The sequence below is a fragment of the Sporosarcina luteola genome, from assembly GCF_007991495.1.
GTDB classification, from domain to species: domain Bacteria; phylum Bacillota; class Bacilli; order Bacillales_A; family Planococcaceae; genus Sporosarcina; species Sporosarcina luteola.
The window spans coordinates 1-25,416 of the sequence record NZ_BJYL01000047.1; the positions used below are offsets into that span (position 1 = coordinate 1).

27 protein-coding genes are annotated in these 25,416 nt (G+C 45.1%); 19 read left to right on the forward strand and 8 right to left on the reverse strand.

The genetic code is table 11. The features are described from left to right. Positions 1-143: 143 nt before the first annotated feature. Positions 144-1,184, reverse strand: a complete 1,041-nt coding sequence (locus tag SLU01_RS15375; protein ID WP_147059934.1) for a DmpA family aminopeptidase — start codon at positions 1,182-1,184, stop codon at positions 144-146. A 28-nt stretch (positions 1,185-1,212) separates the two neighbouring features. Continuing rightward, a complete protein-coding gene (locus tag SLU01_RS15380) occupies positions 1,213-1,632 on the reverse strand; it encodes a universal stress protein (RefSeq protein WP_147059936.1) in 420 nt (139 codons plus the stop codon). Positions 1,633-1,854: 222 nt separating this feature from the next. On the opposite strand from SLU01_RS15380, the gene SLU01_RS15385 reads away from it, so the two are divergent. From SLU01_RS15385 to SLU01_RS15395, 3 genes are read left to right on the forward strand one after another with little or no spacing between them, the layout of a single operon-like run. Further along, on the forward strand, positions 1,855-2,214 hold the full coding sequence (locus SLU01_RS15385) for an ArsR/SmtB family transcription factor (protein ID WP_281288404.1): 360 nt from the start codon (positions 1,855-1,857) through the stop codon (positions 2,212-2,214). Between the two features lies 1 nt (position 2,215). After that, the gene (locus SLU01_RS15390) at positions 2,216-4,315 is read left to right on the forward strand and encodes a heavy metal translocating P-type ATPase (protein WP_147059938.1); all 2,100 of its coding nucleotides are present in this window, start codon (positions 2,216-2,218) and stop codon (positions 4,313-4,315) included. A gap of 27 nt (positions 4,316-4,342) precedes the next feature. After that, positions 4,343-5,446, forward strand: coding sequence for a GNAT family N-acetyltransferase (locus SLU01_RS15395; RefSeq protein WP_147059940.1), 1,104 nt, complete (start codon positions 4,343-4,345; stop codon positions 5,444-5,446). A gap of 29 nt (positions 5,447-5,475) precedes the next feature. Here SLU01_RS15395 and SLU01_RS15400 read toward each other — a convergent pair whose 3' ends face one another. Further along, entirely contained in the window at positions 5,476-5,631 is a 156-nt protein-coding gene (locus SLU01_RS15400; RefSeq protein WP_147059942.1) for a lmo0937 family membrane protein, read from the reverse strand. A 142-nt stretch (positions 5,632-5,773) separates the two neighbouring features. Here SLU01_RS15400 and mntR point away from each other — a divergent pair, with 142 nt between their 5' ends. From mntR to SLU01_RS15425, 5 genes are all read left to right on the forward strand, one after another. Next, positions 5,774-6,184 carry a transcriptional regulator MntR gene (gene mntR, locus SLU01_RS15405; protein WP_147059980.1) on the forward strand — a complete coding sequence of 137 codons (411 nt, stop codon included), beginning with the start codon at positions 5,774-5,776 and terminating at the stop codon, positions 6,182-6,184. A 20-nt stretch (positions 6,185-6,204) separates the two neighbouring features. Next, entirely contained in the window at positions 6,205-7,062 is an 858-nt protein-coding gene (locus SLU01_RS15410) for a CvfB family protein (protein ID WP_147059944.1), read from the forward strand. Positions 7,063-7,121: 59 nt separating this feature from the next. Then, positions 7,122-8,009 carry a DUF1002 domain-containing protein gene (locus SLU01_RS15415; RefSeq protein WP_147059946.1) on the forward strand — a complete coding sequence of 296 codons (888 nt, stop codon included), beginning with the start codon at positions 7,122-7,124 and terminating at the stop codon, positions 8,007-8,009. A 45-nt stretch (positions 8,010-8,054) separates the two neighbouring features. Next, the gene (locus tag SLU01_RS15420; RefSeq protein ID WP_147059948.1) at positions 8,055-8,336 is read left to right on the forward strand and encodes a GNAT family N-acetyltransferase; all 282 of its coding nucleotides are present in this window, start codon (positions 8,055-8,057) and stop codon (positions 8,334-8,336) included. A gap of 351 nt (positions 8,337-8,687) precedes the next feature. Next, positions 8,688-9,161, forward strand: a complete 474-nt coding sequence (locus SLU01_RS15425; protein ID WP_170232731.1) for a DUF4064 domain-containing protein — start codon at positions 8,688-8,690, stop codon at positions 9,159-9,161. A 43-nt stretch (positions 9,162-9,204) separates the two neighbouring features. Here the strand turns inward: SLU01_RS15425 and SLU01_RS15430 are convergent, their stop codons facing one another. Continuing rightward, entirely contained in the window at positions 9,205-9,705 is a 501-nt protein-coding gene (locus SLU01_RS15430; RefSeq protein WP_147059952.1) for a GNAT family N-acetyltransferase, read from the reverse strand. 118 nt (positions 9,706-9,823) lie between these two features. On the opposite strand from SLU01_RS15430, the gene SLU01_RS15435 reads away from it, so the two are divergent. The 4 genes from SLU01_RS15435 (at position 9,824) to SLU01_RS15450 (ending at position 12,134) form a co-directional block, all read left to right on the forward strand. Continuing rightward, positions 9,824-10,303 carry a GNAT family N-acetyltransferase gene (locus tag SLU01_RS15435; RefSeq protein WP_147059982.1) on the forward strand — a complete coding sequence of 160 codons (480 nt, stop codon included), beginning with the start codon at positions 9,824-9,826 and terminating at the stop codon, positions 10,301-10,303. A gap of 54 nt (positions 10,304-10,357) precedes the next feature. Further along, positions 10,358-10,714: a YbyB family protein gene (locus SLU01_RS15440; protein WP_174842665.1), complete on the forward strand. Its 357-nt coding sequence runs from the start codon at positions 10,358-10,360 to the stop codon at positions 10,712-10,714. A 292-nt stretch (positions 10,715-11,006) separates the two neighbouring features. Next, positions 11,007-11,831, forward strand: a complete 825-nt coding sequence (gene yidC, locus SLU01_RS15445) for a membrane protein insertase YidC (protein WP_147059954.1) — start codon at positions 11,007-11,009, stop codon at positions 11,829-11,831. 57 nt (positions 11,832-11,888) lie between these two features. Next, entirely contained in the window at positions 11,889-12,134 is a 246-nt protein-coding gene (locus SLU01_RS15450; protein ID WP_147059956.1) for a hypothetical protein, read from the forward strand. A 59-nt stretch (positions 12,135-12,193) separates the two neighbouring features. Here SLU01_RS15450 and SLU01_RS15455 read toward each other — a convergent pair whose 3' ends face one another. After that, the gene (locus tag SLU01_RS15455) at positions 12,194-13,345 is read right to left on the reverse strand and encodes an MFS transporter (RefSeq protein ID WP_147059958.1); all 1,152 of its coding nucleotides are present in this window, start codon (positions 13,343-13,345) and stop codon (positions 12,194-12,196) included. A 140-nt stretch (positions 13,346-13,485) separates the two neighbouring features. Between SLU01_RS15455 and SLU01_RS15460 the strand changes: the two genes are divergently transcribed. Next, positions 13,486-14,430, forward strand: a complete 945-nt coding sequence (locus SLU01_RS15460) for a M15 family metallopeptidase (protein WP_246111015.1) — start codon at positions 13,486-13,488, stop codon at positions 14,428-14,430. Between the two features lie 38 nt (positions 14,431-14,468). Here the strand turns inward: SLU01_RS15460 and cls are convergent, their stop codons facing one another. After that, entirely contained in the window at positions 14,469-15,920 is a 1,452-nt protein-coding gene (gene cls / locus SLU01_RS15465; RefSeq protein ID WP_147059960.1) for a cardiolipin synthase, read from the reverse strand. Between the two features lie 221 nt (positions 15,921-16,141). Here cls and SLU01_RS15470 point away from each other — a divergent pair, with 221 nt between their 5' ends. Further along, the gene (locus SLU01_RS15470) at positions 16,142-17,467 is read left to right on the forward strand and encodes an L-cystine transporter (protein ID WP_147059986.1); all 1,326 of its coding nucleotides are present in this window, start codon (positions 16,142-16,144) and stop codon (positions 17,465-17,467) included. A 276-nt stretch (positions 17,468-17,743) separates the two neighbouring features. Here SLU01_RS15470 and SLU01_RS15480 read toward each other — a convergent pair whose 3' ends face one another. Then, on the reverse strand, positions 17,744-18,979 hold the full coding sequence (locus tag SLU01_RS15480) for a helix-turn-helix domain-containing protein (protein ID WP_246111016.1): 1,236 nt from the start codon (positions 18,977-18,979) through the stop codon (positions 17,744-17,746). 405 nt (positions 18,980-19,384) lie between these two features. On the opposite strand from SLU01_RS15480, the gene SLU01_RS15485 reads away from it, so the two are divergent. The 4 genes from SLU01_RS15485 to uvsE are packed head-to-tail and all read left to right on the forward strand — an operon-like array spanning position 19,385 to position 23,616. Further along, positions 19,385-20,686 (forward strand): MFS transporter, encoded by a 1,302-nt coding sequence (locus SLU01_RS15485; protein ID WP_147059966.1) that lies wholly within the window; start codon positions 19,385-19,387, stop codon positions 20,684-20,686. Positions 20,687-20,700: 14 nt separating this feature from the next. After that, positions 20,701-21,963: a S41 family peptidase gene (locus tag SLU01_RS15490; protein WP_147059968.1), complete on the forward strand. Its 1,263-nt coding sequence runs from the start codon at positions 20,701-20,703 to the stop codon at positions 21,961-21,963. A gap of 14 nt (positions 21,964-21,977) precedes the next feature. Next, the gene (locus tag SLU01_RS15495) at positions 21,978-22,682 is read left to right on the forward strand and encodes a DUF5694 domain-containing protein (protein ID WP_147059970.1); all 705 of its coding nucleotides are present in this window, start codon (positions 21,978-21,980) and stop codon (positions 22,680-22,682) included. 34 nt (positions 22,683-22,716) lie between these two features. Beyond that, positions 22,717-23,616, forward strand: coding sequence for a UV DNA damage repair endonuclease UvsE (uvsE, locus tag SLU01_RS15500; RefSeq protein WP_147059972.1), 900 nt, complete (start codon positions 22,717-22,719; stop codon positions 23,614-23,616). Between the two features lie 57 nt (positions 23,617-23,673). On the opposite strand, the gene SLU01_RS15505 is transcribed toward uvsE, so the two are convergent. Then, positions 23,674-24,837 carry an MFS transporter gene (locus SLU01_RS15505; protein ID WP_147059974.1) on the reverse strand — a complete coding sequence of 388 codons (1,164 nt, stop codon included), beginning with the start codon at positions 24,835-24,837 and terminating at the stop codon, positions 23,674-23,676. Between the two features lie 345 nt (positions 24,838-25,182). Between SLU01_RS15505 and SLU01_RS18380 the strand changes: the two genes are divergently transcribed. Further along, positions 25,183-25,323: an Lmo0850 family protein gene (locus SLU01_RS18380; RefSeq protein ID WP_201024334.1), complete on the forward strand. Its 141-nt coding sequence runs from the start codon at positions 25,183-25,185 to the stop codon at positions 25,321-25,323. The last annotated feature ends 93 nt before the right edge of the window (positions 25,324-25,416 follow it).

Below are 25,416 nucleotides of genomic sequence, written 5' to 3' on the forward strand. Positions count from 1 at the left end.
TCACTCCCTCCTACTCGATTGTATGCAAAGGCCCGTTGTTTCGCGTTCAGGGTCCATTCTTTTGTGCAAAGGCCCATTCTTCCGGTTTCAGGGTCCATTCTTTTATACAAAGGCCCAATCTTCCGCATCAAAGGCCCATTCCTTCACCCCTCAACAAACGGCCAACGTTCCACTGTGCGCTCTTTCCTGCCAGTCGTCGATTGTGCATGGATCAACGATTGATAAACCGCCTCCTCCGTCGCTTCGATGACAGCTTGGAAAAGCTTGTTCATAACCGGGGTGTCGTCGCGCAAAACCGCATAGTGATCCAGTGCATTATCGCTCTTATGCGGAATCGTATAAGCATTGGAAAAGGTGATGATTACGTCGCCGCTCCCATTATGGACAGTGCTCCCGGTTCTGCCAAGGCCAATAGAGGCGCGCCTGGCGAATCGCTTTAATTGCCGGTCATTTAACGGTGCATCCGTTGCGACGATAATCATGATGGAGCCGTCAGGTTTTTCAGGGAATCGATTTTCCGAAGTAAGTAAACTCTCCGCTGTAACTTCTGCTTGCATCCCGTTCCTCTCAAGCCATTCACCAATCCGGCATTCTCCTGCATTTCCGAAGTTCGTCAATGTCAACACGCCAACCGTGAAATCATTCTCCCCGAGTGAGACTACCCTCGACGAAGAACCGATCCCTCCTTTATGATCAAAACAGACCATCCCTTTTCCGGCACCGACGGCACCTTGTTCGAACTGCCCGCCCGTCGCTTCCTCAATTGCCTCAATTGCGTGCTCAGGACGCACTTTCAAGGAACGGATGGAATTTAAATAACTGTCATTGCATTCGCCGACGACGATATTCACCGTTCCTGTCGTGTCTCCGATACTGGAATTTCCCCGAAGCATATGGCGCAATGTCCCTTCCAATACCGCCCCTACGCTGAATGTGTTCGTAAGCATGATAGGGGATTCGATGACCCCGAGCTCCTCTATTTGAACAAGGCCCGCCGTCTTTCCGAACCCATTTAACACAAAACTCGCACCCGGCACTTTCTGTTCAAATATATTCCCGCCATGGGGAAGTATTGCTGTAACGCCTGTACACGCACTTTCAGGTCCAGGCAAATCCGATAACGTTACATGTCCGACTTTGACACCCGGCACATCTGTAATGGCATTCCATTTTCCTTTTCGCATCTATTCCACACTCCCATTCATTCCGCATTCATTTGATAATCAATACAGGCGCCGTAACACGCTTCGCCACTTTATGACTAACACTCCCTAGCAACATCTCCTGAAATGAATTCAACCCTCTGCTGCCGATAATGACAAGGTCAAATTGCTCTTCATTTGCATATGCCACAATTGTCGGACTCGGTTCACCATGGCGAATCACTAGCTCATGCTTCACTTGTTGCTTGCCGAAAATATCCAAAATCGGCTCGATCTGTTCCTTCCGTTTTAGATGAAGATCTGCAACATCTGCGTCCAGGATGACATCCGTCCGCGTCCGGTCATAATTCAGCACATAAAGTACCGTGACTGATGCATTGGGGCTGACCGTAGCCAACCAAGCAGCATGATAGGCAGCCCGTTGCGAGTTTTCAGACCCATCGACAGCGATAAGTATTCGTTTATACACAGAAATCATCCTTTCCCCATATCATTTAGTTTTCTTCAATTACTATACGGTGAAACCGTTCGTAATAAGCACAATGAATATAAAATTCAATAAAAGAGTCAATAACCCTTTATTTTCTAGAAAAAAATCATTCAAATACTTGTTTGATTATCCTTGCATTCATCTACCAGCATGAATATACTGTGTTTATAATCAAACGAATATTTGAATGAGGTGCATAAAATGAATTTGAAAGATACATGTGAAGTAACGGTTGTTCATGAGGAAATCGTGGATCAAGTACAAAAGAACTTACCGGACGTTAGCAGCATGGTTCAAATCTTCAAGGCGCTTGCTGATGAAACGAGATTGAAAATTGCTTATGCACTGACGCTTGAAGAAGAAATGTGCGTCTGCGACGTGGCAGCAGTCATCAGCGCATCTACTGCAACTGCATCACATCATTTACGCTATTTACGGGAGCACAGTCTTGCAAAGTCGGAGCGCAAAGGGAAGATGGTCTATTATTCCCTTGCGGATTCTCATATATCCGACCTTGTGAAAATTGCCCATGATCACGCCGTGGAAGGAGAAATCGGTTAAGATGGCCAGTAAAACTGAGTACAGACTCGAAAATTTATCATGTGCCAATTGTGCAATGAAGTTCGAAAGTAATGTGAAAAGTATTCCTTCTATATCCGAAGCGACCGTCAACTTCGGAGCTTCGAAACTGTCTTTTACCGGTTCAGCGACGGTCGATGAACTTCAAGCTGCCGGAGCGTTCGATGGCATTAAAGTCGTGCCGCTCTCGAAAAGGAACCCAGATCCAAAAATCCCGTTTTTCAGGCGGAAAGAAAATATCATCACCCTTCTCTCTCTCGTTTTTGTCATAGCGGGACTCTATTTCACCCACCGCACCGTACCAAATACGGCAATCGCAACAGGCCTTTTCGCAACGGGGATTTTAATTGGCGGACTCAGCATGTTCATTACAGGTTTGAAAAACCTTGTGAGATTCGACTTCGATATGAAAACCTTGATGACAATCGCCATCATCGGTGCCGCCATCATTGGCGAATGGCAGGAAGCGGCAGTCGTCGTCTTTTTATTCGCAGTAAGTGAAGCGCTTGAAGCGTACTCTATGAATAAAGCACGGCAATCGATCCGTCAGCTGATGGACATCGCGCCGCCGTCCGCGACTGTACGCCGCAACGGAATTGTTCAGGAACTGCCGACTGAAGAGATACAAATCGGCGATATTCTGCTTATAAAACCTGGCCAAAAGATCGCGATGGACGGCATTGTTTTAAGCGGCCAATCGACTGTCAATCAAGCGCCGATCACGGGAGAATCGATCCCTGTATTGAAAAAGGCGGATGATGAGGTTTTTGCTGGGACGTTGAATGAAGAAGGGGCACTTGAAGTGACGGTGACGAAGCTCGTCGGGGATACGGCGATTGCTAAAATCATCCATCTCGTTGAAGATGCCCAGGCGGAAAAAGCCCCTTCCCAAAAGTTCGTTGATAAATTTGCAAAATACTATACACCAATCATTATAGGAATCGCCGTTTTAGTCGCTGTGGTCCCACCAACTTTCGGCGGCGACTGGCATACTTGGGTTTATCAAGGGCTTGCGGTCCTCGTCGTCGGCTGCCCTTGTGCGCTCGTCATCTCTACGCCTGTCGCGATTGTAACTGCAATCGGCAATGCAGCACGTCTTGGTGTCTTGATCAAGGGCGGTGTTCATCTTGAAGAAATGGGCCGCGTCAACGCGATTGCATTCGATAAGACGGGCACGTTGACGAAAGGATATCCGGAAGTGACCGATTTCATCGCGAGCGAAGCGATTGAGGAAAACATCCTTGAAGCAGTGTCCGCAGTCGAATCGATGTCGCAGCACCCATTGGCAAGGGCGATCGTCAGCTACGCGGAAGGGCAAGGCGTCAAGCAAGCGGAAATCGTTAACTTCCAATCGGTCACTGGAAAAGGTGCGTACGGTGAAGTGAGCGGCTCTTTAGTCCATGTTGGAAGCATGAAGTGGGCGTCGGAACTTGCGGAGGTTCCTTTGGAAATGAAGCAACGCGCTGAACAATTGCAACGGGAAGGGAAATCCGTCATGGCGGTCCTCATGAATCAAACCTTCCAAGCGTTAATCGCAGTTACGGATCCGTTGCGGGAAGAAAGCAGCGACGTGCTCCGTCAATTGAAAGACGTCGGCATTCGCCACACTGTGATGCTGACGGGGGACGATCAGCGCACCGCTGAAGCGATTGCATCCACTGTCGGATTGACCGATGTACGTGCGGGCTTAATGCCAGAAGATAAGCTGACAGCCATTAACGGATTGATCGGGGAATATGGCCGGGTTGCAATGGTCGGAGATGGAATAAATGACGCTCCCGCATTAGCCGCATCATCGATTGGAATTGCAATGGGAGGGGCAGGTACAGACGCAGCTCTTGAAACAGCGGATATTGCATTAATGGCGGACGACCTAAGACAATTGCCCTACACAATGAAATTAAGCCGAAAAACGTTGCAGATTATCAAAGAAAATATTATGTTTGCATTAGGCTTAAAAATTGTAGCGCTGCTTTTGATCATCCCAGGATGGTTGACACTATGGATTGCGATTTTCGCGGATATGGGTGCGACGTTGCTCGTCGTATTGAATTCTTTAAGATTAATGAGGATCCATAAATAAAAACGCAGCCCGAACGGGGGACTAAACATGAAATTACGCGAATGGACGATGGAAGAACAAGAACAGCTCATTCATTTTTTAACGACAAATACATGGCCTTTCCACGGGAATGCACATCCCGAACGCGATTTAATCGAAAAGACGATTGAAGAGGGTGGCTATGAATCGGACGAAGTGAAAACGTTTTGGGTGCAAAACGAAGAAGAGGACATCGTTGGCATCGTGAAAATCTATGACTTGCAGGATGAGATCCCGCTTTTTGATTTGCGGATTGCGGATCGATATAGAGGATTTGGCTATGGACCGAAAGCACTCCGGCTCATTACAGAATTTGTTTTCGGCATGCCGGAAGAGAAGATTCGGCTTGAAGGCCATACGCGCCAAGACAATTTGGCGATGCGCAAAACGTTTGAACGGGCAGGTTTCGTGAAAGAGGCCCATTTGCGAAAAGCATGGTTTTCGCCAAAAGAAGACTCTTATTATGACGCGGTCACGTACGGCATGACGCGCGAAGACTTTTTGGCGGGAACGACGACACCGGTCATGTGGGAAGATGAAGGTCAACCAAAGAAAGCGAAACGTATTCCGAACATCCCGAGTGAAATCGAGACCGAACGCCTTCTGCTCCGCATGCCTGAAGTGGAGGATGCACTTGACGTATGGAATGCCAAACGCAATTCGCACGCCGCTTTGAAACAATGGATGATTTGGGCGCAGCAGGAAGCGGAACTTCATTCAACAGAAGAAAACCTTCGCCAGGCGATTGCTGATTTCATTACGCGGAAAGATTTACGATTGCATATCTTTTTGAAAGAGACAGGGGAATTCGTCGGAAGCACAGGTCTTCATCAAATCAATTGGTCCATTCCGAAGTTCGAGATCGGCTATTGGCTCGATTCGAAATTCGAAGGGCATGGTTTTATGACGGAAACGGTGGAAAGGCTGACACGGTTTGCATTTGAAGAGCTCGGAGCCCGCCGATTGGAAATCCGGTGCGATGAGGAGAACGTCAGAAGCCGTTCAGTAGCGGTACGGACGGGATATGAATTGGAAGGCATATTGAGAGCGGATTCCCTCTCTGCCGATGGGAAACATATACGGAATACATGCATTTATTCGAAGGTAAAGTAAAGAAAGGGTGCCAAGTTGGCACCCTTTCTTTAGACTGATCGCCTACCGGTCAACAGTTGTACAACGAAAATGATACCGGCTATTACTAATAGAAGATGGATAAGTCCCCCACCGATTTTCATAACAAATCCGAGCAACCAGAATGCGATTAACGCAACGATAATAATCCAAAGTATTTTACCCATTCTTTTTTTCACTCCTTTGAAGTGGTATAGTGAATTTACCCGTTAGCTAGAAAATGTAAACCGTACAGCATGAATCCCTGTATGGAACAGGCGTGATTTAACAACCCGGTGAAGGGGAATGTACATACTGGAGGTGGAACGGTTGGCAACACCAAGTATGGAAGATTATATTGAACAGATCTACTTGCAACTGGAAGCCAAAGGGGAAGCGCGCGTTTCCGACGTTGCTGAAGCATTATCGGTTTTACCTTCTTCCGTCACTAAAATGGCTCAGCGGCTTGATCGCGAAGGGTATGTCATCTACGAGCGCTACAGAGGCCTTGAGTTGACCGAAAAAGGGCTTAAGTTCGGAAAGAAACTTGTACGAAGACATGATCTTCTCGAACAATTTCTGAGAATTATCGGCGTAGAAGAGCATAATATCTATGGTGACGTGGAAGGCATAGAGCATCATTTGAGTTGGAATGCGATGGATCGCATAACGGATCTCGTGGAAGCAATGGAAGACGATAAAGAATTCGTACGAAAATTAAAAGAGCGGCAAAGCTTCTAATGGAAGAGGTAGATGAACAAATGACAGAACACAAACCGGGATTTCTTGCCCAACTGACTGTAAAAGGGCAAGAAGGGTCCAGATGGATATTGGATGGCGATGATGAAGACATTATGATCAATGCATCAGAATTTGAAACACAACCCGAAATCGGCGACGCAGTCGAAGTTTTCCTTTATATGAATAGGCGCGGTGAATTGACGGCAACGTTGAACAAGCCCGATATGACGATTGGTTCGTTTGGATGGGGCCGAGTCATTCGGATTGATGAAAAAGAAGGCGCTTATGTGGACATCGGCTCTTCATTCGAAGTGCTTGTGAATAAAGCGGATTTGCCTAGAGTGAAAGCATTATGGCCAAAAACAGATGATGAGTTGTTCATGACATTGCGGACAGATCTTGGCGGCAATATCTTCGGACGCCTCGCGACAGAAGAAAGGGTACTGGAACTGATTGCAGACGCACCGAAGGAATTATTCAATAAAAACGTGAAAGCAAGGGCCTATCGATTATTGCCTGTAGGATCATTTTTCTTGAGCACACCGGAGACATACCGGATTTTTGTCCATCACACTGAACGGGAAAATGAACCGCGGCTTGGCGAGGAAGTTGAAATCCGGATTATTGATGTGCGTGAAGATGGCACATTGAACGGTTCTTTACTCCCGAGGAAAGAGGAGCGCCTCGGTGACGATGCGGATACCGTATATCGTTACTTGACGGACGTCGGCGGAAAGATGCCTTTTTCGGATAAATCGACGCCTGATGAAATTAGTGAAATGTTCGGCATGAGCAAGGCTGCGTTCAAACGGGCGCTTGGAAAGCTGATGAAAGAGGGTAAGATTACGCAAGGCGACGGCTGGACTACTGTGAAATGAAGTTGGGAACTTTTTCAACTTCACAGCGTACTACTTCATAGTACAAGGAGGGATAGCTTATGAGAAAGATATTCATGGCAGCGAGCGCACTGCTGCTTGTCATCGGTGGGTTGCTGCCAATGAGTGTGAAAGCGGATACGGCGATTGATGAGAAATTAGGGGTGCCCATCGTTGTGTTAGGCGCCAACTTGACTGATGCCGAAAAGGAAAGCGTGAAAAAGAATCTGAAGGTTGAAGATGCAGCGGAAGTCGAGGAAATTGAAGTTGATGGAAATGACTTAGTAAAATATATAAAAGACGGTAACAATAAAGCGAGAATGTATTCATCCGCCAAAATTACAAGACAGGATGAAGGTAAAGGTCTCGTCATCAAAATCGTTACGCCTGATAATATTACGCAAGTGACGAATGAAATGTATGCGACTGCCATGCTGACGGCGGGTATTGAAGATGCGATCGTCGAAGTTGCAGCACCGAAACCCGTGACAGGCCATTCAGCGCTGGTAGGCATTTACAAAGCATATGAAGTATCGGGTGAAACGCTCGACACAGAACGGACAGACGTTGCCAATGACGAACTGGACTTAGCGACTAAGTTCGCGAAGGATTCGGGAATCGACAAAGACAAAGTGGCCGAACTTCTAACGGAAATCAAAAAAGCAATTGCTGATAATAAACCCGCTACAAAAGAAGAAGTCGAGAAGATCGTCTCGGAGCAATTGAAGAAGTTGAATATCGAATTAAACGAAGCTGATCGCCAATTGCTCATTGATTTAATGGACAGAATCCGAAACTTGGATATTGATTTTGGAAAGTTGTCAGAGCAATTATCCGATATGGCTACGACAATTAAAGAGAAATTTGGCGAAATCGATCCAGGCTTTTGGGAAAAGGTAAAGCAGTTCTTTGAAAATCTTTTTGATTCCGTCAAGTCTTGGTTTAAGTGATGGAATCGTGCAATATGATAGAATATTGGTAAAGGAGAGGATCTCATGGAATTTGAATTTGTTGAGCTCGGCGGTGACGCATTCGCGTTCCGTCATGAACAGGATGGAAAGATGCTAGCTGAAATCACATGGACACTTCTTGCTGATGTCATGGTCATGGATCACACATATGTATCCGAAGAATTGCGTGGAGGCGGCGTTGCGAAGCAGCTACTCGACCGCGCAGCGGATTATGCACGGGACAAAGGATATAAAATGGAAGCAGTCTGCTCCTACGTTGTAACGGCATTCGAGCGCTATAAAGATTATGATGATGTAAAAGCTTAAGTAAACAAAAGGCAATCCCGTGAAACTATCCGGGATTGCCTTTTGCGTTATATGAATGCTGTAATTATATTTAAAGCCCCCATGCCAAAGTGACAACATACACGATGCTCGTTAAAACAGATGCCCCTGCGACGGTATAAAGCATGTCCGTCGAGGTGAAGACTACCTTTTTCCCCATGTTTCATGCTCTCCTTTCGCTTCCAGATGTAATGCTTCTTAAGCATCTATTCCCCATCCGCTAAAAATCAAACGCTGATGGCAGGCACCTTGAAAAAATAAATGAAACTATTTGTTTCGGGCATCGTATACTTGTTATGATTGATAAAATAGTAGAAAGAAAGGATGTTTTTCTTGAATCGTACAGCAGAAAAATCTTTGTCCATTATCGCGGTCATTTTGACGGCAATCGGGACAATTTTCGGATTCATCGTAATAGCAGTATTTAACTTAATCAAAAACGACCAGACATTTAGACAGGAACTTGAAATGGATCTGATGAATGATCCGGCAATCACTCCAGCTGACGTCGATTTGTTTTTCTCGATTATGAACGGTATTGGAGGATTTATGTGGTTCCTCATCATCGCGATGATCATCAGCATCGTTTTGAACATCGTCGGTATCGTCAATATATGGAAAGATAAAAATGCTAAAATGGCAGGAATCATGTTCATCATCGCAGGTGTACTCGGAGGAATTATTTCTTTACCTTCCATTCTCTTGTACATCGCGGCAATTCTTTGTTTCACGAAAAAACCGCCATTGCAGGATAATCTTCAATATGCAGATAACCCGTATGATGGCGACGGAATGCGACCGTTATAAGAAAAAAGACGCTCTCCCGTTTAGGCTGGGAGAGCGTCTTCAATCAATACGTTAGCGCTGGTTCACGAATATAATACACATATTGGGCTGTTTCAACAGGATAGCCTTCAAAAGTTTCCTCAAAGACCTCCAGCAATTCAAACCCTTGCTTTTCATAGAATGCTCGTCCAACGGCATTTCTACTGTCAACATAAACAAAAAGCTGCTTGGCGCCGTCCAACATCTTTATCGTCAAGTCAAATAGCTGTTTGCCATATCCGGACTGCTGATAGGACGGCAGAATGTACATGGCTGTCAATTCCGAATCGCCATCTTCATCTTTTCTTGTGAAATTAAGAAAACCGACCGGGGTGCCTTGTTCACACTCAGCGACGAGCATATGCGTCTTTTCCATCCGCTTCATCATCATTGCATCGGAATAGGAGCGATTAATAAATGTCGTCTGAATGTCTTCAGGAATGATCCCCGCATATGTATCATTCCACGTTACGTGAGCGATTTGTTGTATATAGCCAATATCATCGGCAGTCATCGGTCTAATCATAGCGAATCACCTCCGCGATCCTTTTTGCTATCATAACAAATTTTAATGGATTAAACTATGTTTGTCATCATAATGAAATATAAAAAATGAAATTATCTAAAAAGTGAGTGAAATCGACATGAAGAATGAGCAACTTGCATGGACATCATCCGAATTCTATCAGTTGAGCGGCATCGATGTATATGAGATGCTGGCGTTTAGAGTGGCGGTATTTATCGTCGAACAAAATTGTCCATACCAAGAAGTCGACGGCCATGATGTAAATGCCCTGCACGTATTCGGCAAAGACGAAAAAGGAATTGCAGCATATGCGCGACTGCTGCCAGCCGGAGAAAAATATGAAACTCCTTCTATTGGCAGGGTCATCATCAGACCGGATCTAAGAGGAAAGGGGGTTGGCCATGAGCTAATCAAAAAATGTATTCATCTTATGAATGAAAAATGGAATCCCGAACAAATCAAATTACAAGCACAAGCCCATCTCGAAAGATTTTACGCCTCGCACGGCTTCCTTGCAGAAAGCGAGCCCTATGACGAGGACGGGATCCCCCATATCGACATGATTCAAGTGAAAGAAAGTTTCCGAACATCCAGCTAAGGGTATACTACATGTATAATACGAATTCTCAACTTAAATGGAGGAATGATATGTATGGCACGTAAACGTGGAAATGGATTGCTTCTTGCAACGTTAGCTGCAGGAGCATACGCATACTTCAGTAAAAAAGAAAACCGCGATAAAGCAATGGTTGCAGTAAACAACATGAAAACAAAAGTCGATTCATTCATGACTTCCCAAAAATTGAACCGCTCCGATGACACAAAAGCGGGCCATTCAGATCCATACGATTTGCAAGACAATAAAATGGTCAGCGAAGGTGCTCAAACAAGCGTCCACTACTACAACCAAGAAGTAGAAGACAAGACCGAAGGCGAAGACGGACTCTACCACAAAAAAGAAGTCCCAAGCCAAGCCCCACAAAACGACGACAATCAAAAAAACGACTAACCCAAACGCTTCCCATATGGAGGCGTTTTTTTGTGAGCAGTTGCTTTTCGTTACAGGCGGCGACTCCAGCGGGAATAGCATGAGCTGAAGACCCCGCAACGCAGCGAAGCGAAGTGAGGAGGCTGAAGCCATGCCCGCGGAAAGCGTCCGCCTGGAACGGAAAGCAACTGCCTGTTTCAGAGGAATATCATAATTTTATCGACAAATCCACACAATCGACGAACATTAATTGTAATTAGGCAGTGAATTGATGTATACTTTTCAGTAGTTTGAAATAGTGAAGGTGAATCTATTGAAGAAAAAAATTGGCTTATTCACGATATTGATGACGGCCGCAGTTTTCCTCAGCGGCTGTTCCGGAGTTCAGAACAAAGAAGGCACATTCTATAATATTTTCGTTAAACCGATGGAATGGCTCCTTCATTACCTTGGCGAAACATTCAACGGCAGCTACGGCCTGGCAATCATTTTAATCACCGTTGCAATCCGTTTGATCCTTATGCCGCTTATGTTGAAAAACTATAAGTCGCAACAAGATATGAAGGTCAAAATGGATGCCCTTCGTCCTGAAATGGAAGATATCAATAAACGCATTAAAGAAGCAAAAGAAAAGCAGGACAAGGAAGAGCAGATGAAACTTCAACAGGAAATGATGGGCTTGTACTCCAAGCACGGCGTTAATCCGTTGAACATGGGCTGTCTTCCATTGATCATTCAAATGCCGATCATCATGGGTCTTTACTTCGCGATATTGTATGCTCCACCAGAAGTGAAAGAACACCAATTCCTTTGGTTCAATTTGGGTGAGCCTGACCGGATCATGATGCTCGTCGCAGGGGCAGTCTATTTCGTCCAAGCACGCGTATCTCTTTGGACAATGCCTGAACAGCAAAAGCAACAGATGAAGCTGTTCATCTACATGTCACCAATCATGATTATGTTCATCTCCTTCTCAGTGATGTCGGCGTTGCCGTTATACTGGGCAGTTGGCGGACTGCTGCTCATATTCCAAACGTATTTGGGACGCAAGTTCTACTACAAGGAAGTGACACCGGTACCAACTGCTGAGAAACCAGCTGAAAAGAAGGCCGAAAAGAAAGATGAAAAGAAAGATTAAGCAGTGGCATAGTGGAGGCTGGAGAGCAATCTCCGGCCTTTTTTGGAGGGAATTTATATGAATCAAAAAAGATTTTTCATCATAGGCATCTCCTTGATTGCGATCGTGACATTATACTTCGTCATTCAAGGCAAATTGGATTACGCCATCCTCGCGATGATGGCTCTTTTTACGATGACGAATGCTTCAAGGGCAAAGTCATTCAAAGAGCAAGGCTATGAGAAGGAATCAAAATGGATGCGCTACTTATCCATTCTGTTTGCCATAGCTTTTGTCGTCGTCTTCATTCTAATTGTATTTTAATAAAAAAACGCTCCCAGGAAACTGAATCGTTCCGGGAAACGTCTTATGTACATCTATAGTTAGTAATTCAAACGTTTGCGGGTAGCCATCACAATAATAATCGCAGGAACAGAGCAGACGGTCATTCCTAAAAATGCAGCGCCAGGTGAGATTTCATACAAGAAGCCTGCAGGGAAAGTGAGAATGGCCGTGCTTAAGCTCATGGCAAATGCTGCGTAAAACCCTTGGGCCGCCGCGATCTGGGAATGCGGCAGCTGCTTAGAAATATATTGAATGAACGCATAGTGGGCAATCCCGAACGACGCGGCATGCAAAAGCTGCGTCCCGATGAACACACTTGCAATTGGAAACAGGAATACAAGCACCCAACGCACGGTCGATCCGATTGCGGCAATTAAAAACATCGTCGATATTCGCATCTTGGACAGCAAACGATCCGCTTGAGTGAAAAATAGAATTTCAAACAACACTGCGATATTCAAGATGATTCCGATATAGAAACCGTTGACGTTCAAATCGTCGAGAAAAATGAATCCGTAATTATAATACGAGGCATGAGCCCCTTGCAAAAGAATGGCCAGCAAAATGACGACTGGAAAGCCCTTCGTCGCGAATAGATCTTTCACCCCTGTTTTAGCCATTGCTTTCGTGCGTTCCGGCTTAACCAATAAAACAGCGGGCGCGGGACGTGAAAAAAATAGTGCAGCGAGTGCTAAACCAATAATCATCATATAGAGGATGGCTTGTTCATTCCACACGGCAGTTGCTGCACCGACGAGCAATAGCGCAATCGTATATCCGATCGAACCGAACGAACGGCTTTTCCCGTAATGGATCCGCTCCTTCTGCATAAGAACGGATGCGCCACTTTCTACAGCTGGTAAAATGATTGGGTAAACAGCGCTGAACAGCACCGTAATGATGAATAATACAATGTATGGAGAGTCCGGAATGTAGATGATGGCCAGCAATAACGATAGAAGCGTTGTCCATTGGGCAACCCTGACATACGACATTCGTGCCGTCAAATACGGGAATACGAGAAATGTGGAAAAGGAACGGGCAATCATTCCCGCACCCATAATGATGCTTGCCGCTTTGACGGATAAGCCTTTTTCAATCGTTAACCAACCTGTCCAATAGGGCAAGAACACGCCCCAGGTAAAGAAAAATGTCAAAAAACTAATTGAGAGCCATCGTTGATTATTCATAGCCAATCCTCGCAATCATTCATTTACATATATGAAAATAAATGATAGCATACACAGATTAGAAAGAACATACTGATAGACTGCTATTCATTCAAAATAAAAATACGAGATACCTAAAGTAGAAGGAAGGCCAACTAGAGATGAACCGGAAACGCAAAACGTATAGCAAGAAAAAATCCAATAAGACTTTGACGATTCTATTGCTCGTGACGAGCATTCTTATGACGGCAATCGTTGTCTGGATCGGTGTGAACGATTGGGATTTGAATAAAACTTTGAAACAGATTGGAATCGGCACAGAGCAGGAGCAACCGATCATCGTTCCTGAAGAGGAGCCGGACGAACAAGAATCGCCGGAAGACGAAATCCTTCCAGTCGAAGAAGAACCGGATGAAGAAGTAGAAGAGGAAACTCCGGCAAAAGTGATTGAGAAAACGGAGGAACCGGAAAAAGAGCCGGAGAAGAATGTGACACCTGTAAAGCCTTCGAAAAAAGAAGAAAACAAATCCAATACGGCGACCCCGAATAAAAGCGGCTACATCGAAGGTCAAAAGCTGCCCGACGAACCGACTTACATTAATGGAATCCTTCTTGCGAATAAAAAGAATCCATTGCCGAGCACATTTGCTCCTGGCGAAAGCAAACAGGCAAGAGCAGCGTTCGATGAAATGGCTGCTGAAGCAAAACTGTCAGGCATCAATCTGACGGCGTTCAGCACGTATCGTGCGTATGCATACCAAGTCACTCTTTACGACCGTTACGTACAGAAGGACGGCGTGGAAGCGGCCGACCGGTATAGCGCGCGTCCTGGCTATTCGGAGCATCAAACAGGTATGGCGTTTGACATCGGGGAAGTGAACTACGAAAAGCATTGGGCTTCGAACTCATTCAAAGAGACCGAAGCAGGCAAATGGGTGGCTGCGAACGCCTACCGTTATGGCTTCATCCTCCGTTATCCAGAAGGCAAGGAAGATATTACAGGTTATATGCACGAATCTTGGCATTTCCGCTACGTCGGAAAAGACATCGCCGAAGAAATCTTCAAACGCAACATCACCCTAGAAGAATACTTAGGACAAAACTAAAAAAGCATCCGCGGATGCTTTTTTTGGTGGCAGGCACCTTATAAAATTGGAGAAAGCAGTCTGGAAATTGATTCTTTGATTTTAATTCCGCGGGTGCGGTTGACGTACATTTCGTATGTGAGTTCTGTGGAAAGCTGCATATCTTGCTCGAATAGTTCAGCGAGCTCGTGTGACTTCTCGCGGTCATAAATAAAGGCATTAATTTCAAAGTTAAGCTTGAAGCTTCTCACGTCGATATTCGCTGTTCCGACGGTGGACAATTCATCGTCCACGACTATTTGTTTCGAATGAATGAATCCATTTTCATAAATATACACTTTCGCGCCGGCCTTCAACAGCTTTCCTACATTCGAATAAGTTGCCCAGTAGACGAACATATGGTCAGGCTTGTTCGGAATCATGATCCGGACGTCGACGCCGGAAAGACACGCAATCCGTAATGCATCGAGGAAACTCACGTCAGGAATGAAATAGGGCGTCTGGATGTAAATGTATTCCTTTGCCAAAAATATCATTTTCAAATAGCCGTCCTTGATTTGTTCCCATTCGGCATCGGGTCCGCTTGACACGATTTGCAAACCGACCGATCCTTTCCTTGGAATGGCAGGGAAGTAGCGTTCTGCATATTCGATATCATTCCTTTCAGAAGCTTGGTTCCAGTCAAGGAGGAAACGTGTTTGCAAAGGATGCAATGCGCTTCCTTCGATACGAAGATGCGTATCTCGCCAATAGCCGAATTTTTTATCAAGCCCTAAGTATTCATCACCCACGTTGAATCCGCCGACATACCCGATCCTTCCGTCAATGATGACGATTTTTCGGTGATTTCGGTAATTAAGCCGCGGATTGATTAGCGGAAGGATAGCTGGGAAGAACGCGGCCACTTCACCGCCACAGTCGATCAGCTCTTTTAAATGCCTGATGCGCAAGCCCCGCGATCCGATATCATCGAAGAGGACACGAACTTTAACCCCTTGCTTCGCTTTTTTAATCAATACATCCAAAATTCGATTGCCTAATGCATCTAATCGTAAAATATAATATTGGAAATGGATATGGTCTTTGGCATGTTCAAGATCATGCAGCAACGCATCGAACTTCGCCACGCCATCATTAAAAACTTGCACGTCATTGTCTTGCGTTAAAACGGCGTGATTATTGCGGAGGTGCAAGTAAATCATATCTTGATAATGGGCGGTGTCGTCCAATCTGAAGTCGAACGTTCCCAATTCAATTGCTTCAATTTGGTAGTCAATCAATGTTTCGATTCCGATACGATTTTTACCCGACCATCTGAATAAATGTTTTCTTCGTAATTTCCTTCCGAACAATAAATAAATGATAAAGCCAAATAACGGAACGAAGAACAGAACGAGAAGCCATGCCCAGGTTGCTGTGGGGTCCCTTCTTTCTAGGAAAATGAGCGCAATCGCTAGAAATATGTTCAATGTAAAAATGGCTGTAACTATAATTGAAATCAAACCGGCCATATACGCCCTCCTTAGTCATACTTCCTATTAGTATACATAAACTATCCTAAAAAAGAATAGAATTCACTATTTCGAATAAAACCTACTTGACTGATATGGATTAGGGGTTTATAGTCTTACTATCAAGATAAACAATTTTAAGGGGGAAAGTAGGGTTGGATACTTTTTTACTGTTAATCAATATCGTTAGCTTTTTGCTTTTAGTTGGACTTCTATATAGTATGCACCGAAAAAAGGTTTCGTTTTCAAAAAGAGTATTTACAGGTCTGGGGCTCGGAATTCTTTTTGGTTTCATTTTGCATATCGCATACGGAGCTGAATCAGAGATTCTTTCTAAATCAGTCAGTTGGTTTAATATTGTTGGCACCGGTTATGTGAAGCTGCTTCAAATGATCGTCGTGCCCCTCGTTTTCATTTCAATACTTGGCGCATTCACGAAAGTAACGATTGGTAAGAATTTCGGGAAGATGGCGGGAATGATCTTGGGAATTCTCGTAGGAACGACTGCAATCGCGGCGATCGTCGGAATCTCTGCTTCCTTATTATTCGGTTTGGATGCGTCTGAAATTGTTCAAGGTGAGGCGGAAGCGGCAAGAGGTCTCTCTCTAGAAGAGCGCTCCGCGGGAATGGCAGATCGGGCGTTGCCGGATCAAATTCTGGATCTATTGCCAGCAAATCCATTCCTTGACTTCACAGGTGCCCGTCCGACATCGACCATCGGTGTCGTCATCTTCGCAGCGTTTCTCGGATTTGCTTACTTGGCACTTGTGAGACGTGATGAAGAGAATGCAAACTTAGTGAAAAGAGGAATTGATGCTCTTTATTCCTTAATTATGGGTGTTGTACGAATCGTGTTGCGTTTGACACCTTATGGAATTTTAGCGATCATCGCAAGGACTGTTGCAACATCGGATTTTGCAGCGATCTATAGCTTAGGGAAATTCGTCCTTGCTTCCTATGCCGCGTTGATTGTTATGTTCCTTATCCATTTGGTCATTATTACGATTTCCGGGTTAAATCCGATTACGTATGTGAAAAAGACATCGGAAGCATTGCTGTTTGCTTTTTCATCAAGATCGAGTGCAGGTACATTACCACTTAACATCAAAACGCAAACCGACCGTCTCGGTGTTCCGGATGGTGTCGCAAACTTTGCCGGCTCATTCGGTTTATCAATCGGACAGAACGGCTGTGCAGGAGTATACCCTGCAATGCTCGCGGTCATGATTGCGCCGACAGTTGGGCAAAATCCGCTGGAACCGACTTTCTTGATCACATTGATTGCGATTGTCGCAATCAGTTCGTTCGGAGTTGCGGGAGTTGGCGGAGGAGCAACATTCGCAGCGATTCTAGTTTTATCAGCTTTGAATCTTCCAGTCGCATTAGCAGGTCTATTGATTTCTGTTGAACCGCTCATCGACATGGGCCGGACAGCATTAAACGTCAGCGGCTCGATGACCGCGGGTGTAGCAACCGCCAGGGTCAGTGGAGAGCTGGATAAAGATATTTATAACGATTCAATTGAGCACCAGTCGATTGAAGCATAATAAAACCGCCGTGAAGCATACGATATGCTTTCACGGCGGTTTTTTGGTTTCGCGTTCAAAACGATAGGTTCCGCGTCCAAAGCGGTAGGTTCTGCGTCGAAAGCAATAGGTTCCGCGTCCAAAGCGATAGGTTCCGCGTCCAAAGCGATAGGTTCCGCGTCCAAAGCAATAGGTTCTGCGTCCAAAGCGATAGGTTCCGCGTCCAAAGCGGCCGAACTTGCTTCCGAAGCGAAAGAATATAATAGGGGGCTGTACTTTCTTTACAGCCCTATATTCTTATTTACTATGAATTAATTCAAACGTCTCCATAATAAAATCCTTATAAGGTGTGTGTGGCATTTTGGAAATATTGTCCACCGCGATTTCGATCGAACGGAAGGCTTCTCCTTCATTTCCTAAAGCCTGATAACAAAGCGCCGCATATGCATCCTTTTCGTAAAAGATGGATAAATCGAATGGATGGTGTACGTAATCCGCAATAATCACTTGTCCGAAACAGGATAGCGCCTCTTCGTACCTCCCTATACCATAAAGCGCTTTGCCTTGTTCCACATAAGCATACGGGGTGTATGAATTGGAGAGGTGGAGTTCATCGTAATAACCGTTAATAAGATCCAGCGCCTCCTGATATGCTCTCTTATAGGATGTTAAGTAATGGACATTTGCAAACTTAGTAAAAAGAACCGCATCTTCATCATCCGCGAACTCCCCGTAGAGCAAAATTTTCCGCTCGTAATACTTCATCGAATCTACATCCTCATTCATCATTGCATGGAAAGTAGCCAAGCGGTATAGATGATCAATACGATAGAATACCTGTTTTTCCTTTGAGAATTCAATCCCTTCATTCATGACACGGATTGCATCTTCCGCATTTCCGACTGCATAATGCAGCACTGCTTCCAAATAATCGAAATCGAGACGGGTGAGGGGGTCGATCAACCCATTCCGTACTTCGATTTCGGACCGCTTTTCCAATAAAATTGTAAGGGCACTATTGTAATCATGCTTAGTGAACTTTACCAGCGCCAGGAAAATGCCGACAGTTGCAAGGTGGCGAGTGATATTCATTTGATCGTAAATGTCCGTAGCCTTTTCTAAAAACGTCCTCCAACCATCTTTTTTCTCGTAGTAAAGAGCGCGACCGTAAATATCATACAGCCGGGCAGCCTCATAGCTTTGCGTTAATTTCTCAACATGAGGCTCTATTAAAGCAAGAACCTGCTCATGTTCATCCGTTAGTTCATCAAAATCTACCTTTAAAAGTTGCTCAGCAGTTTTCAGAACTTCCCGTAATTCTTGTGGGGTCCTCTCTTCTAATAGTTCGGACGTTTCAACGCCAAGCCGCTCCGCGATATATGCAAGGCTATCCATCGATGGATTTGCTTTATTGTTCTCAATCAAACTGAGCATCCCTTTAGTGAGCTGCTCTCCCGCCAATGCTTCCAATGTGAGTTTTCGCTGTTTACGCAGCGTCCTAATCCGTTCACCTAATGTTTGCAGGGGGAACACCTCCGATTCTATTTTAGATCTATATGAATGACGCATAACTTTCGGCGGTTAATGAGAACTCTTCAGCCGTTAATGAGAACTTCCGGACGATCAATGAGAACTCTTTGGTAATCAACGAGAACTCTTTGTCTGTAAATGAGAACTTAACAGCGACTAACGAGAACTCCAGGGCTGTTAATGAGAACTCCTAGTCTTCAGATCTGATAATAAATAACCGTCAACACCCATGACTGTACCGAAAGCCTCTATCACTAATTCAATCATCACCGTTTCACATCGTGAACAACCGTCATACCATAAATTCATGCGTATTGTTTAATTATATTAAACTTTAGCTTGAAATGGAAGAGAGAACATGTTATTCTTTGTTTAATTAAATTAAACTTACTGAATGGAGTGATTTTTTTGAGTGAAGCGATTATGCTTAAAAGAGCAACATATCATCTATGGACGTTTACGATAAGCAAACTTATCTCATCGTTCGGCGCGCAAGTATATGCATTTGCAATCAGTTTCTATATTTTGCAAATTACGGGGTCAGCAACGAATTTCGCGACGAATCTTATATGCAGCATTTTGCCGCGCGCAATTATGGCACCATTTGCCGGGTATGTCGCAGATCGATATTCAAGAAAGACGATTGTCATTGGCGCGCAAATTGCAACGACGCTTGCGATTGGCGGATTGTTGACGGTGAGTATCGTTTCAGGCCTGTCGCTCATCGCGATTTATACAACGACCGTCATCTTATCGATAACATCAACTTTTTCTGGTGTCACATTTACTTCTTCTATAACAGGACTTGTGGATGAAAAACGGATTCAACGGGCGATGTCGATGAACCAGATGTCGATTTCATTTGCCGCAATCGCTAGCCCTGCGGTAGGTGGCTTGCTTTACGGTACTGTGTCTATGCCTGTTTTCCTGATGATTTTCATGGCGGCTTCCATTACTGCAGTTATATTGGAATCGACTATGAACTTTAAATTATTTGCGAAACGGAAGGAAGTCGTTGAAGGCGAGCCGAAGGAATCAATGCTTCAAAGCATGAAGGCGGGATTCTCCTATTTGAAGTTGCAATCGGTCCTCATGACGATCATCTGGATTTCATTGGTCATCAACTTCTTATTCGGCGCGTTCCAAGTCGGCTATTCCTTCATTCTTATTGAAAAGATGAAAATGGGTGCTGCGCATTTTGGAATTACAGAAGGCGCCCAAGCTGTCGGAATGGTAATAATGTCCATTTATTTATCAGTCCGTAAAGAATTGAAGTATCCATTATTGGTCGGGAAGTGGGGAATTGTGTCGATGGGAATTGTCATGGGGGCTGTAGCGTTGCCGTTGCTGCTGAAGATGCCATACAACGGCATATTCGCTTTCTACACAATACTGATGTTCAGCTTTGGCGTCCTTATGATCTTCGTTAACACTCCAATGCAAGTGATGATGCAAAAAATGATCGACGATGATTACAAGGGACGCGTCTTCTCCATATTGGAAACGATGGCCATCGCACTCATGCCGCTCGGAATGGTGCTGTTCGGATTCCTGTACGACGTGTTGCCTGCGGAGTGGATTCTCATGACATCAAGTGTAGTGCTTATTCTAGTTGTCCTGATCATGGCACGCCCGTCAATTGTGCGGAAGGCGCATCCAGAGCTCGATAAAACGCAAGCTGTTAAAGTGGAGGCAGTGCAGGAACAATAAGGGGGATTTTGGGAATGGAAAAGATGTTCAAAGATATTATCGACATCATGCATAACGACTATGCGGGTTTTGAAGATAAACGTGGATGGGACCGACCGGAGCTTTTTCTTCAAAGGATTATGGAGAACGATCAGCTGACAAAGAAGCAGTTCAAAGAAATTGTTGACGAGTATTTGCTTGATTTTAACGATCGTCATATCCACTTCATTATGGAGGATACGGAAGAGGAAAAGGCGCAAAACCGCGGCTTCAAAGTGCGTCGCTACGAAGACAGCCTTTTTGTCACGGAAGCGGATGCGGAAAAGCGGCTGAAACCAGGCGTGCGCTTCATTTCCCTTGGAGGAAAAAGCATCCCGGAGCTGAAGGAGCTGCACGCCCGTCGGTTGAATGAAAGCCATCAGGAGCGGGAGGACTGGACGTCGCTTCTCATGCTTTATCCAGAAGGGGAACTCGAAGACGAGAACGGAAAGCGGTTATTTAAGTTTGGAAATTATGATAAGAAGGCGTACGTCCCGACGTATTCGGTAGAGAAAAGAGAAGGCATTGCAATCATTACAATGACCGACTTCTTGAATCCGGATGCAATCGCGGAAATGGTGGAGGCGAATAAAGACCTTCTGGAAACAGCCGACCGATGGATTATCGATGTCCGTGTGAACTACGGCGGTTCTGATGCCAGCATCTATCCATTGCTGCCGTATTTATTACCGGAGGAAGGCATTGAGCTCGCGGATAGTGACGATAAAATGCTCATTAATTGTACGGAAGCGAGTACTGACCGCGTCATACCTGAACTCGAAGAGATGATTGCGGTGACGGATGAGGAGCATTCGAAACAAATGCTGACGGTTTTCAAGCGGGAGTGGGAGCGGAACCGCGGAAAAGGATTCGTGGAATTCGACTTCGGTGATATGGCCAGCGGCGAAACGTTCATGAAAGGAACCAAGCATCCTTCGCAGATTATCGTATTGGCAGACGTCATGTGCGGGAGTTCTGGGGATTCATTCGTAGAGCTTGTAAAAAAATCTAGCAAAGTGACCGTCGTCGGGAGAGCGACTATGGGCTTGAACGACTATGCGAACTTAGTCAGCGAGAAGTGGGAGGAAGGATTCGAGCTGATGTATCCGTCTTCTCGGCTTAGCCGTATCGACAGGGGTGAAGGCATGACGGGCGTGGGCATTACGCCGCATGTCCACATCCCATGGACACCTGCGCATATCGAGGAAGACATTGATATGAAGAAGGCGTTTGAGCTTTTGTCAGCTAAGCAAATTTAAAAGGGGGGAATACATTGAAGCGAAACAAGGCGAAGGTTCTTATACTTGGAAGTTTTCATATGTCTGAACATGAGGGGTTAGATTCTGAAAAAAGGCAGAATGAAATTGAGGAATTAGTCAATAAAATAGAGGCATTCCAACCAACAAGGATTGCTGTTGAAATGGTACCCGAGGATAGTGAATCTTTTAACGAAGAATACAAACAATATAAATTGGGTACATATCAACTTCGAATGAATGAAATTTATCAAGTAGGATTTCGGTTAGGTGTAAGGCTGGGTCATGAACAGATCTACCCGACTGATTGGATGGGTGATGCATCAATGAGTTTCGGAGAAGTTGAGAGTTGGGCAAGGGAAAACCAACCAGAGCTTTTGCATGAAATGTACGACGGGCTAGAGCCCCCGGTATTGTCGGAAGACAAAAGTGTACTAGACTTTTACAAAGAATTAAACGCTTCTGCCTTAGTTGACAAGGTGCATAAATTACATTTGAATATTGCGCGTGTTGGCGACTTAAATCATTACGTTGGTATAAACTGGTTAAGTTGGTGGTATAAAAGGAATCTGATCATGTTTGCAAATTTAACGCGTCTGATTAATTCTGAAAAAGAACGTATTTTATTCATTGTAGGTGTAGGGCACTCTTCGATTGTTACAAAGTTTATTGAAGAAAGTGGAACCTGTGAGATTGTCGACCCGCTAACATATTTATCTTGATAGACACTTCGAAAATGAAGGAGGAGGGTCTCGTATGAAAGTCGGCTATGCTTGCATCAATACATCCATCAAAGAAAACTTCCGGACGTGCCGCGTGGCGACTGTCGAGAAAAAGGGACCGGAAATCTTAAAAGAACTTACGCTTGAGAACTTGAAGCTCACAAAGCGCATCATCGAATGGAATATTGAGCACGGCATCTTGTTCTATCGGATGACAAGCGAGATGGTCGTCCTGGCGACGCATCCCGTGAACTCATGGGACTGGCGCGGCGACCCGGACGTCATCCACGTTTGCTCAGAGATTAAATCACTCCGAGATGAGCACGGTCTCCGGCTGTCGACACATCCGGGACAATATTCGGTGCTCAACTCCCCGAATCCTGACGTCGTCGAAAGAACAATTGCCGATCTTGACTACCACGCGGCGCTTTCTGAACTGACCGGTGCAGAGGACATGATCCTCCACCTCGGCGGCAAGTATGGCGACCCGGAAAGTGCGCTCGAGCGGCTTGTGAACGAAACCTGTAAATTGCCTGAACCGATCCGAAGACGTCTCCGCTATGAGAATGACGACCGTACATACAATCTGAAAGATGTCCTTTCCGTTTGTGAATCGACCGGCATTCCTGCGTGCTTCGATATCCACCATCATCGCTGTAACCCGGCAGGTGCATCGCTTGACGAACTGATGGACAGAGTTTATCACACATGGAAAACAATCGGCACGCCGAAGGTCCATATCAGCTCCGGCAAGCATACGCCCGATGACCGGCGACACCACGACATCATCTTTCCGGACGACGTCGATAGGCTGCTCGCAGTCCTTGACGGCCGAAACGCAGATATCATGGTTGAAGCAAAAGCGAAGGAGCAAGCCGCGCTCGGCGTAATGGAAATGCTTATGGAGCGCGGCATCAAGGTCAATTTATCTTAAAGATTCTTACTAAAAAAGGGGCACCTCATTCAACAGTGAATAGGCATGCCCTTCTTTTTATTGCGCAGATCGTAATGTTTTCGTTGACTTACGATACAAGAAAATAAATACGATGGATAGGACGGCGAGCGTCGCGGATATATAGTAGATCTCGCCGTTCATCCTCGTGAACAGCCATGTGAATAAAAGCGGTCCGATGATTCGGCCCATATTATCCATAGAGTACGTCATGCCGGCTGCCGTACCATACTTCCCACCGGATTCCTTTGATGTCAATGAAACGAGCACTGTTCGTGCAAGCGCGTTTCCTGCCGTGAAGACGCTTAGCGCAACTCCTGCCCAGAAGAGGTTGTCGGTAAATGGAATCAGAATTAGTCCGGCAGCTGTAATGATCTGCGCTCCTAAAATCCATTTCGTTTCCGAACCGTTCTTCACCCGACGCACGACACCGCCTTGAATAGCTGCATCAACAAATCCGCTCGCCATGAACAGATAACCGACTTGCTTCGGTGTAATTTCAATCGCTGAAATTTGGAAGAGTTGAAATGTCGATTCGATTCCCGCCAAGATCAGCGTCACCATGAAGGAGAGCAGGAACAGATTCCGGATTCGGTATTGCCAAAGCATTGTGCCGCCTTTCGGGAGGAGCGCGCGTTTATTCGCCTCACCGAGACGTTCTGGCTCTTTCAATATCAAACCTGCATAGACGAACAGCAGCAATGTCAATACGCCGGATGCAATAAAGGGCATTTGCAAGCTTATGTCGCCGAGTACGCCGCCAAGCGCTGGTCCGAATATGAACCCGAGTCCGATCGACATGCCGAGCAAGCCCATGTACTTATTGCGATTTTCCTCAGTCGTCATATCTCCGACGAATCCAGTAACCGCCGTGTATAATGCACCTGAGAAAATCCCTCCCACGACACGTGAAAGATACATCAATGTCAGATTCTCAATGAAAAAAGCGAATAGAAAGAAGCTGAGACTGAAGCCGATAAGTCCGACCATAATCAGTTTCTTACGGCCCGTCCGATCGGATAAGGAACCCCAAAGCGGGGCAGTAAAGAAGGACGCTAGTGAATAAACGGTCAGCAATCCGCCTACATGAATTTCAGGAAGATGTTGATTCACAATGACTTCTGGCAATATTGGAATGATAATGCCGAAACCAAGATAAACAAAAAATTGCACCGACATTAAAAGAAGGATTGATTTTTTCATACAGATAACCCGCTTTCTATAACGATCAATACAATCATTTTACTCTTCGGTCTCTTACGTTACAAAGGATATGGATAAATGAGGGTGAAATGCTATTTGCGCAGCGTCTAGCTCCTATCCACTGCCTTTTTGTATGCTTTGCCACAGCTTTAAAGTTTTTATTTTCATTCTGTGTATAAAGCATTTACAAAAAGCGAACAATTTGTAACAGAATTGAAAGATTTAAAAGTGGACAGGAGTGGTATGATGTGTATAGATACAATTTGGCATGAATTTCATGTTGATCATGAAACTTTAACAGCGCAAGATACGTCAACAACATATAGAAAGGTCGAGGTGGAAAAGATGGCGAAAGAAAAGGTTGATTTGAAAAAAATCATCTCCAACTTGGCGAAGTTGGGTGTTTCGGCAACAGCAACGAAATCCCGTATGGAAATGCTGAAAGCCCTCGCGCCACCTGCAAATGACCCGCAAATACAGTCATAAAAAATCTCCCGCATCTTGCATGCGGGAGATTTTTTGTGAGTTATATTTTAGAAATAGGTCTTTAAAAGAGCCGTTCTGCAAAAGAATGAGCCC

Excerpts from the sequence above, each read along its gene's own strand:
- SLU01_RS15455 (WP_147059958.1), bottom strand. The coding sequence starts at position 13,345 with ATGAATAATCAACGATGGCTCTCAATTAGTTTTTTGACATTTTTCTTT.
- SLU01_RS15395 (WP_147059940.1), top strand. The coding sequence starts at position 4,343 with ATGAAATTACGCGAATGGACGATGGAAGAACAAGAACAGCTCATTCAT.
- SLU01_RS15490 (WP_147059968.1), top strand. The coding sequence starts at position 20,701 with ATGGAAAAGATGTTCAAAGATATTATCGACATCATGCATAACGACTAT.
- SLU01_RS15385 (WP_281288404.1), top strand. The coding sequence starts at position 1,855 with ATGAATTTGAAAGATACATGTGAAGTAACGGTTGTTCATGAGGAAATC.
- SLU01_RS15440 (WP_174842665.1), top strand. The coding sequence starts at position 10,358 with ATGGCACGTAAACGTGGAAATGGATTGCTTCTTGCAACGTTAGCTGCA.
- SLU01_RS15460 (WP_246111015.1), top strand. The coding sequence starts at position 13,486 with ATGAACCGGAAACGCAAAACGTATAGCAAGAAAAAATCCAATAAGACT.
- SLU01_RS15390 (WP_147059938.1), top strand. The coding sequence starts at position 2,216 with ATGGCCAGTAAAACTGAGTACAGACTCGAAAATTTATCATGTGCCAAT.
- SLU01_RS15400 (WP_147059942.1), bottom strand. The coding sequence starts at position 5,631 with ATGGGTAAAATACTTTGGATTATTATCGTTGCGTTAATCGCATTCTGG.
- cls (WP_147059960.1), bottom strand. The coding sequence starts at position 15,920 with ATGGCCGGTTTGATTTCAATTATAGTTACAGCCATTTTTACATTGAAC.
- SLU01_RS15410 (WP_147059944.1), top strand. The coding sequence starts at position 6,205 with ATGACAGAACACAAACCGGGATTTCTTGCCCAACTGACTGTAAAAGGG.
- uvsE (WP_147059972.1), top strand. The coding sequence starts at position 22,717 with ATGAAAGTCGGCTATGCTTGCATCAATACATCCATCAAAGAAAACTTC.
- SLU01_RS15470 (WP_147059986.1), top strand. The coding sequence starts at position 16,142 with ATGCACCGAAAAAAGGTTTCGTTTTCAAAAAGAGTATTTACAGGTCTG.
- SLU01_RS15430 (WP_147059952.1), bottom strand. The coding sequence starts at position 9,705 with ATGATTAGACCGATGACTGCCGATGATATTGGCTATATACAACAAATC.
- SLU01_RS15505 (WP_147059974.1), bottom strand. The coding sequence starts at position 24,837 with ATGAAAAAATCAATCCTTCTTTTAATGTCGGTGCAATTTTTTGTTTAT.
- SLU01_RS15375 (WP_147059934.1), bottom strand. The coding sequence starts at position 1,184 with ATGCGAAAAGGAAAATGGAATGCCATTACAGATGTGCCGGGTGTCAAA.
- SLU01_RS15420 (WP_147059948.1), top strand. The coding sequence starts at position 8,055 with ATGGAATTTGAATTTGTTGAGCTCGGCGGTGACGCATTCGCGTTCCGT.
- SLU01_RS15415 (WP_147059946.1), top strand. The coding sequence starts at position 7,122 with ATGAGAAAGATATTCATGGCAGCGAGCGCACTGCTGCTTGTCATCGGT.
- SLU01_RS15450 (WP_147059956.1), top strand. The coding sequence starts at position 11,889 with ATGAATCAAAAAAGATTTTTCATCATAGGCATCTCCTTGATTGCGATC.
- SLU01_RS15435 (WP_147059982.1), top strand. The coding sequence starts at position 9,824 with ATGAAGAATGAGCAACTTGCATGGACATCATCCGAATTCTATCAGTTG.
- SLU01_RS18380 (WP_201024334.1), top strand. The coding sequence starts at position 25,183 with ATGGCGAAAGAAAAGGTTGATTTGAAAAAAATCATCTCCAACTTGGCG.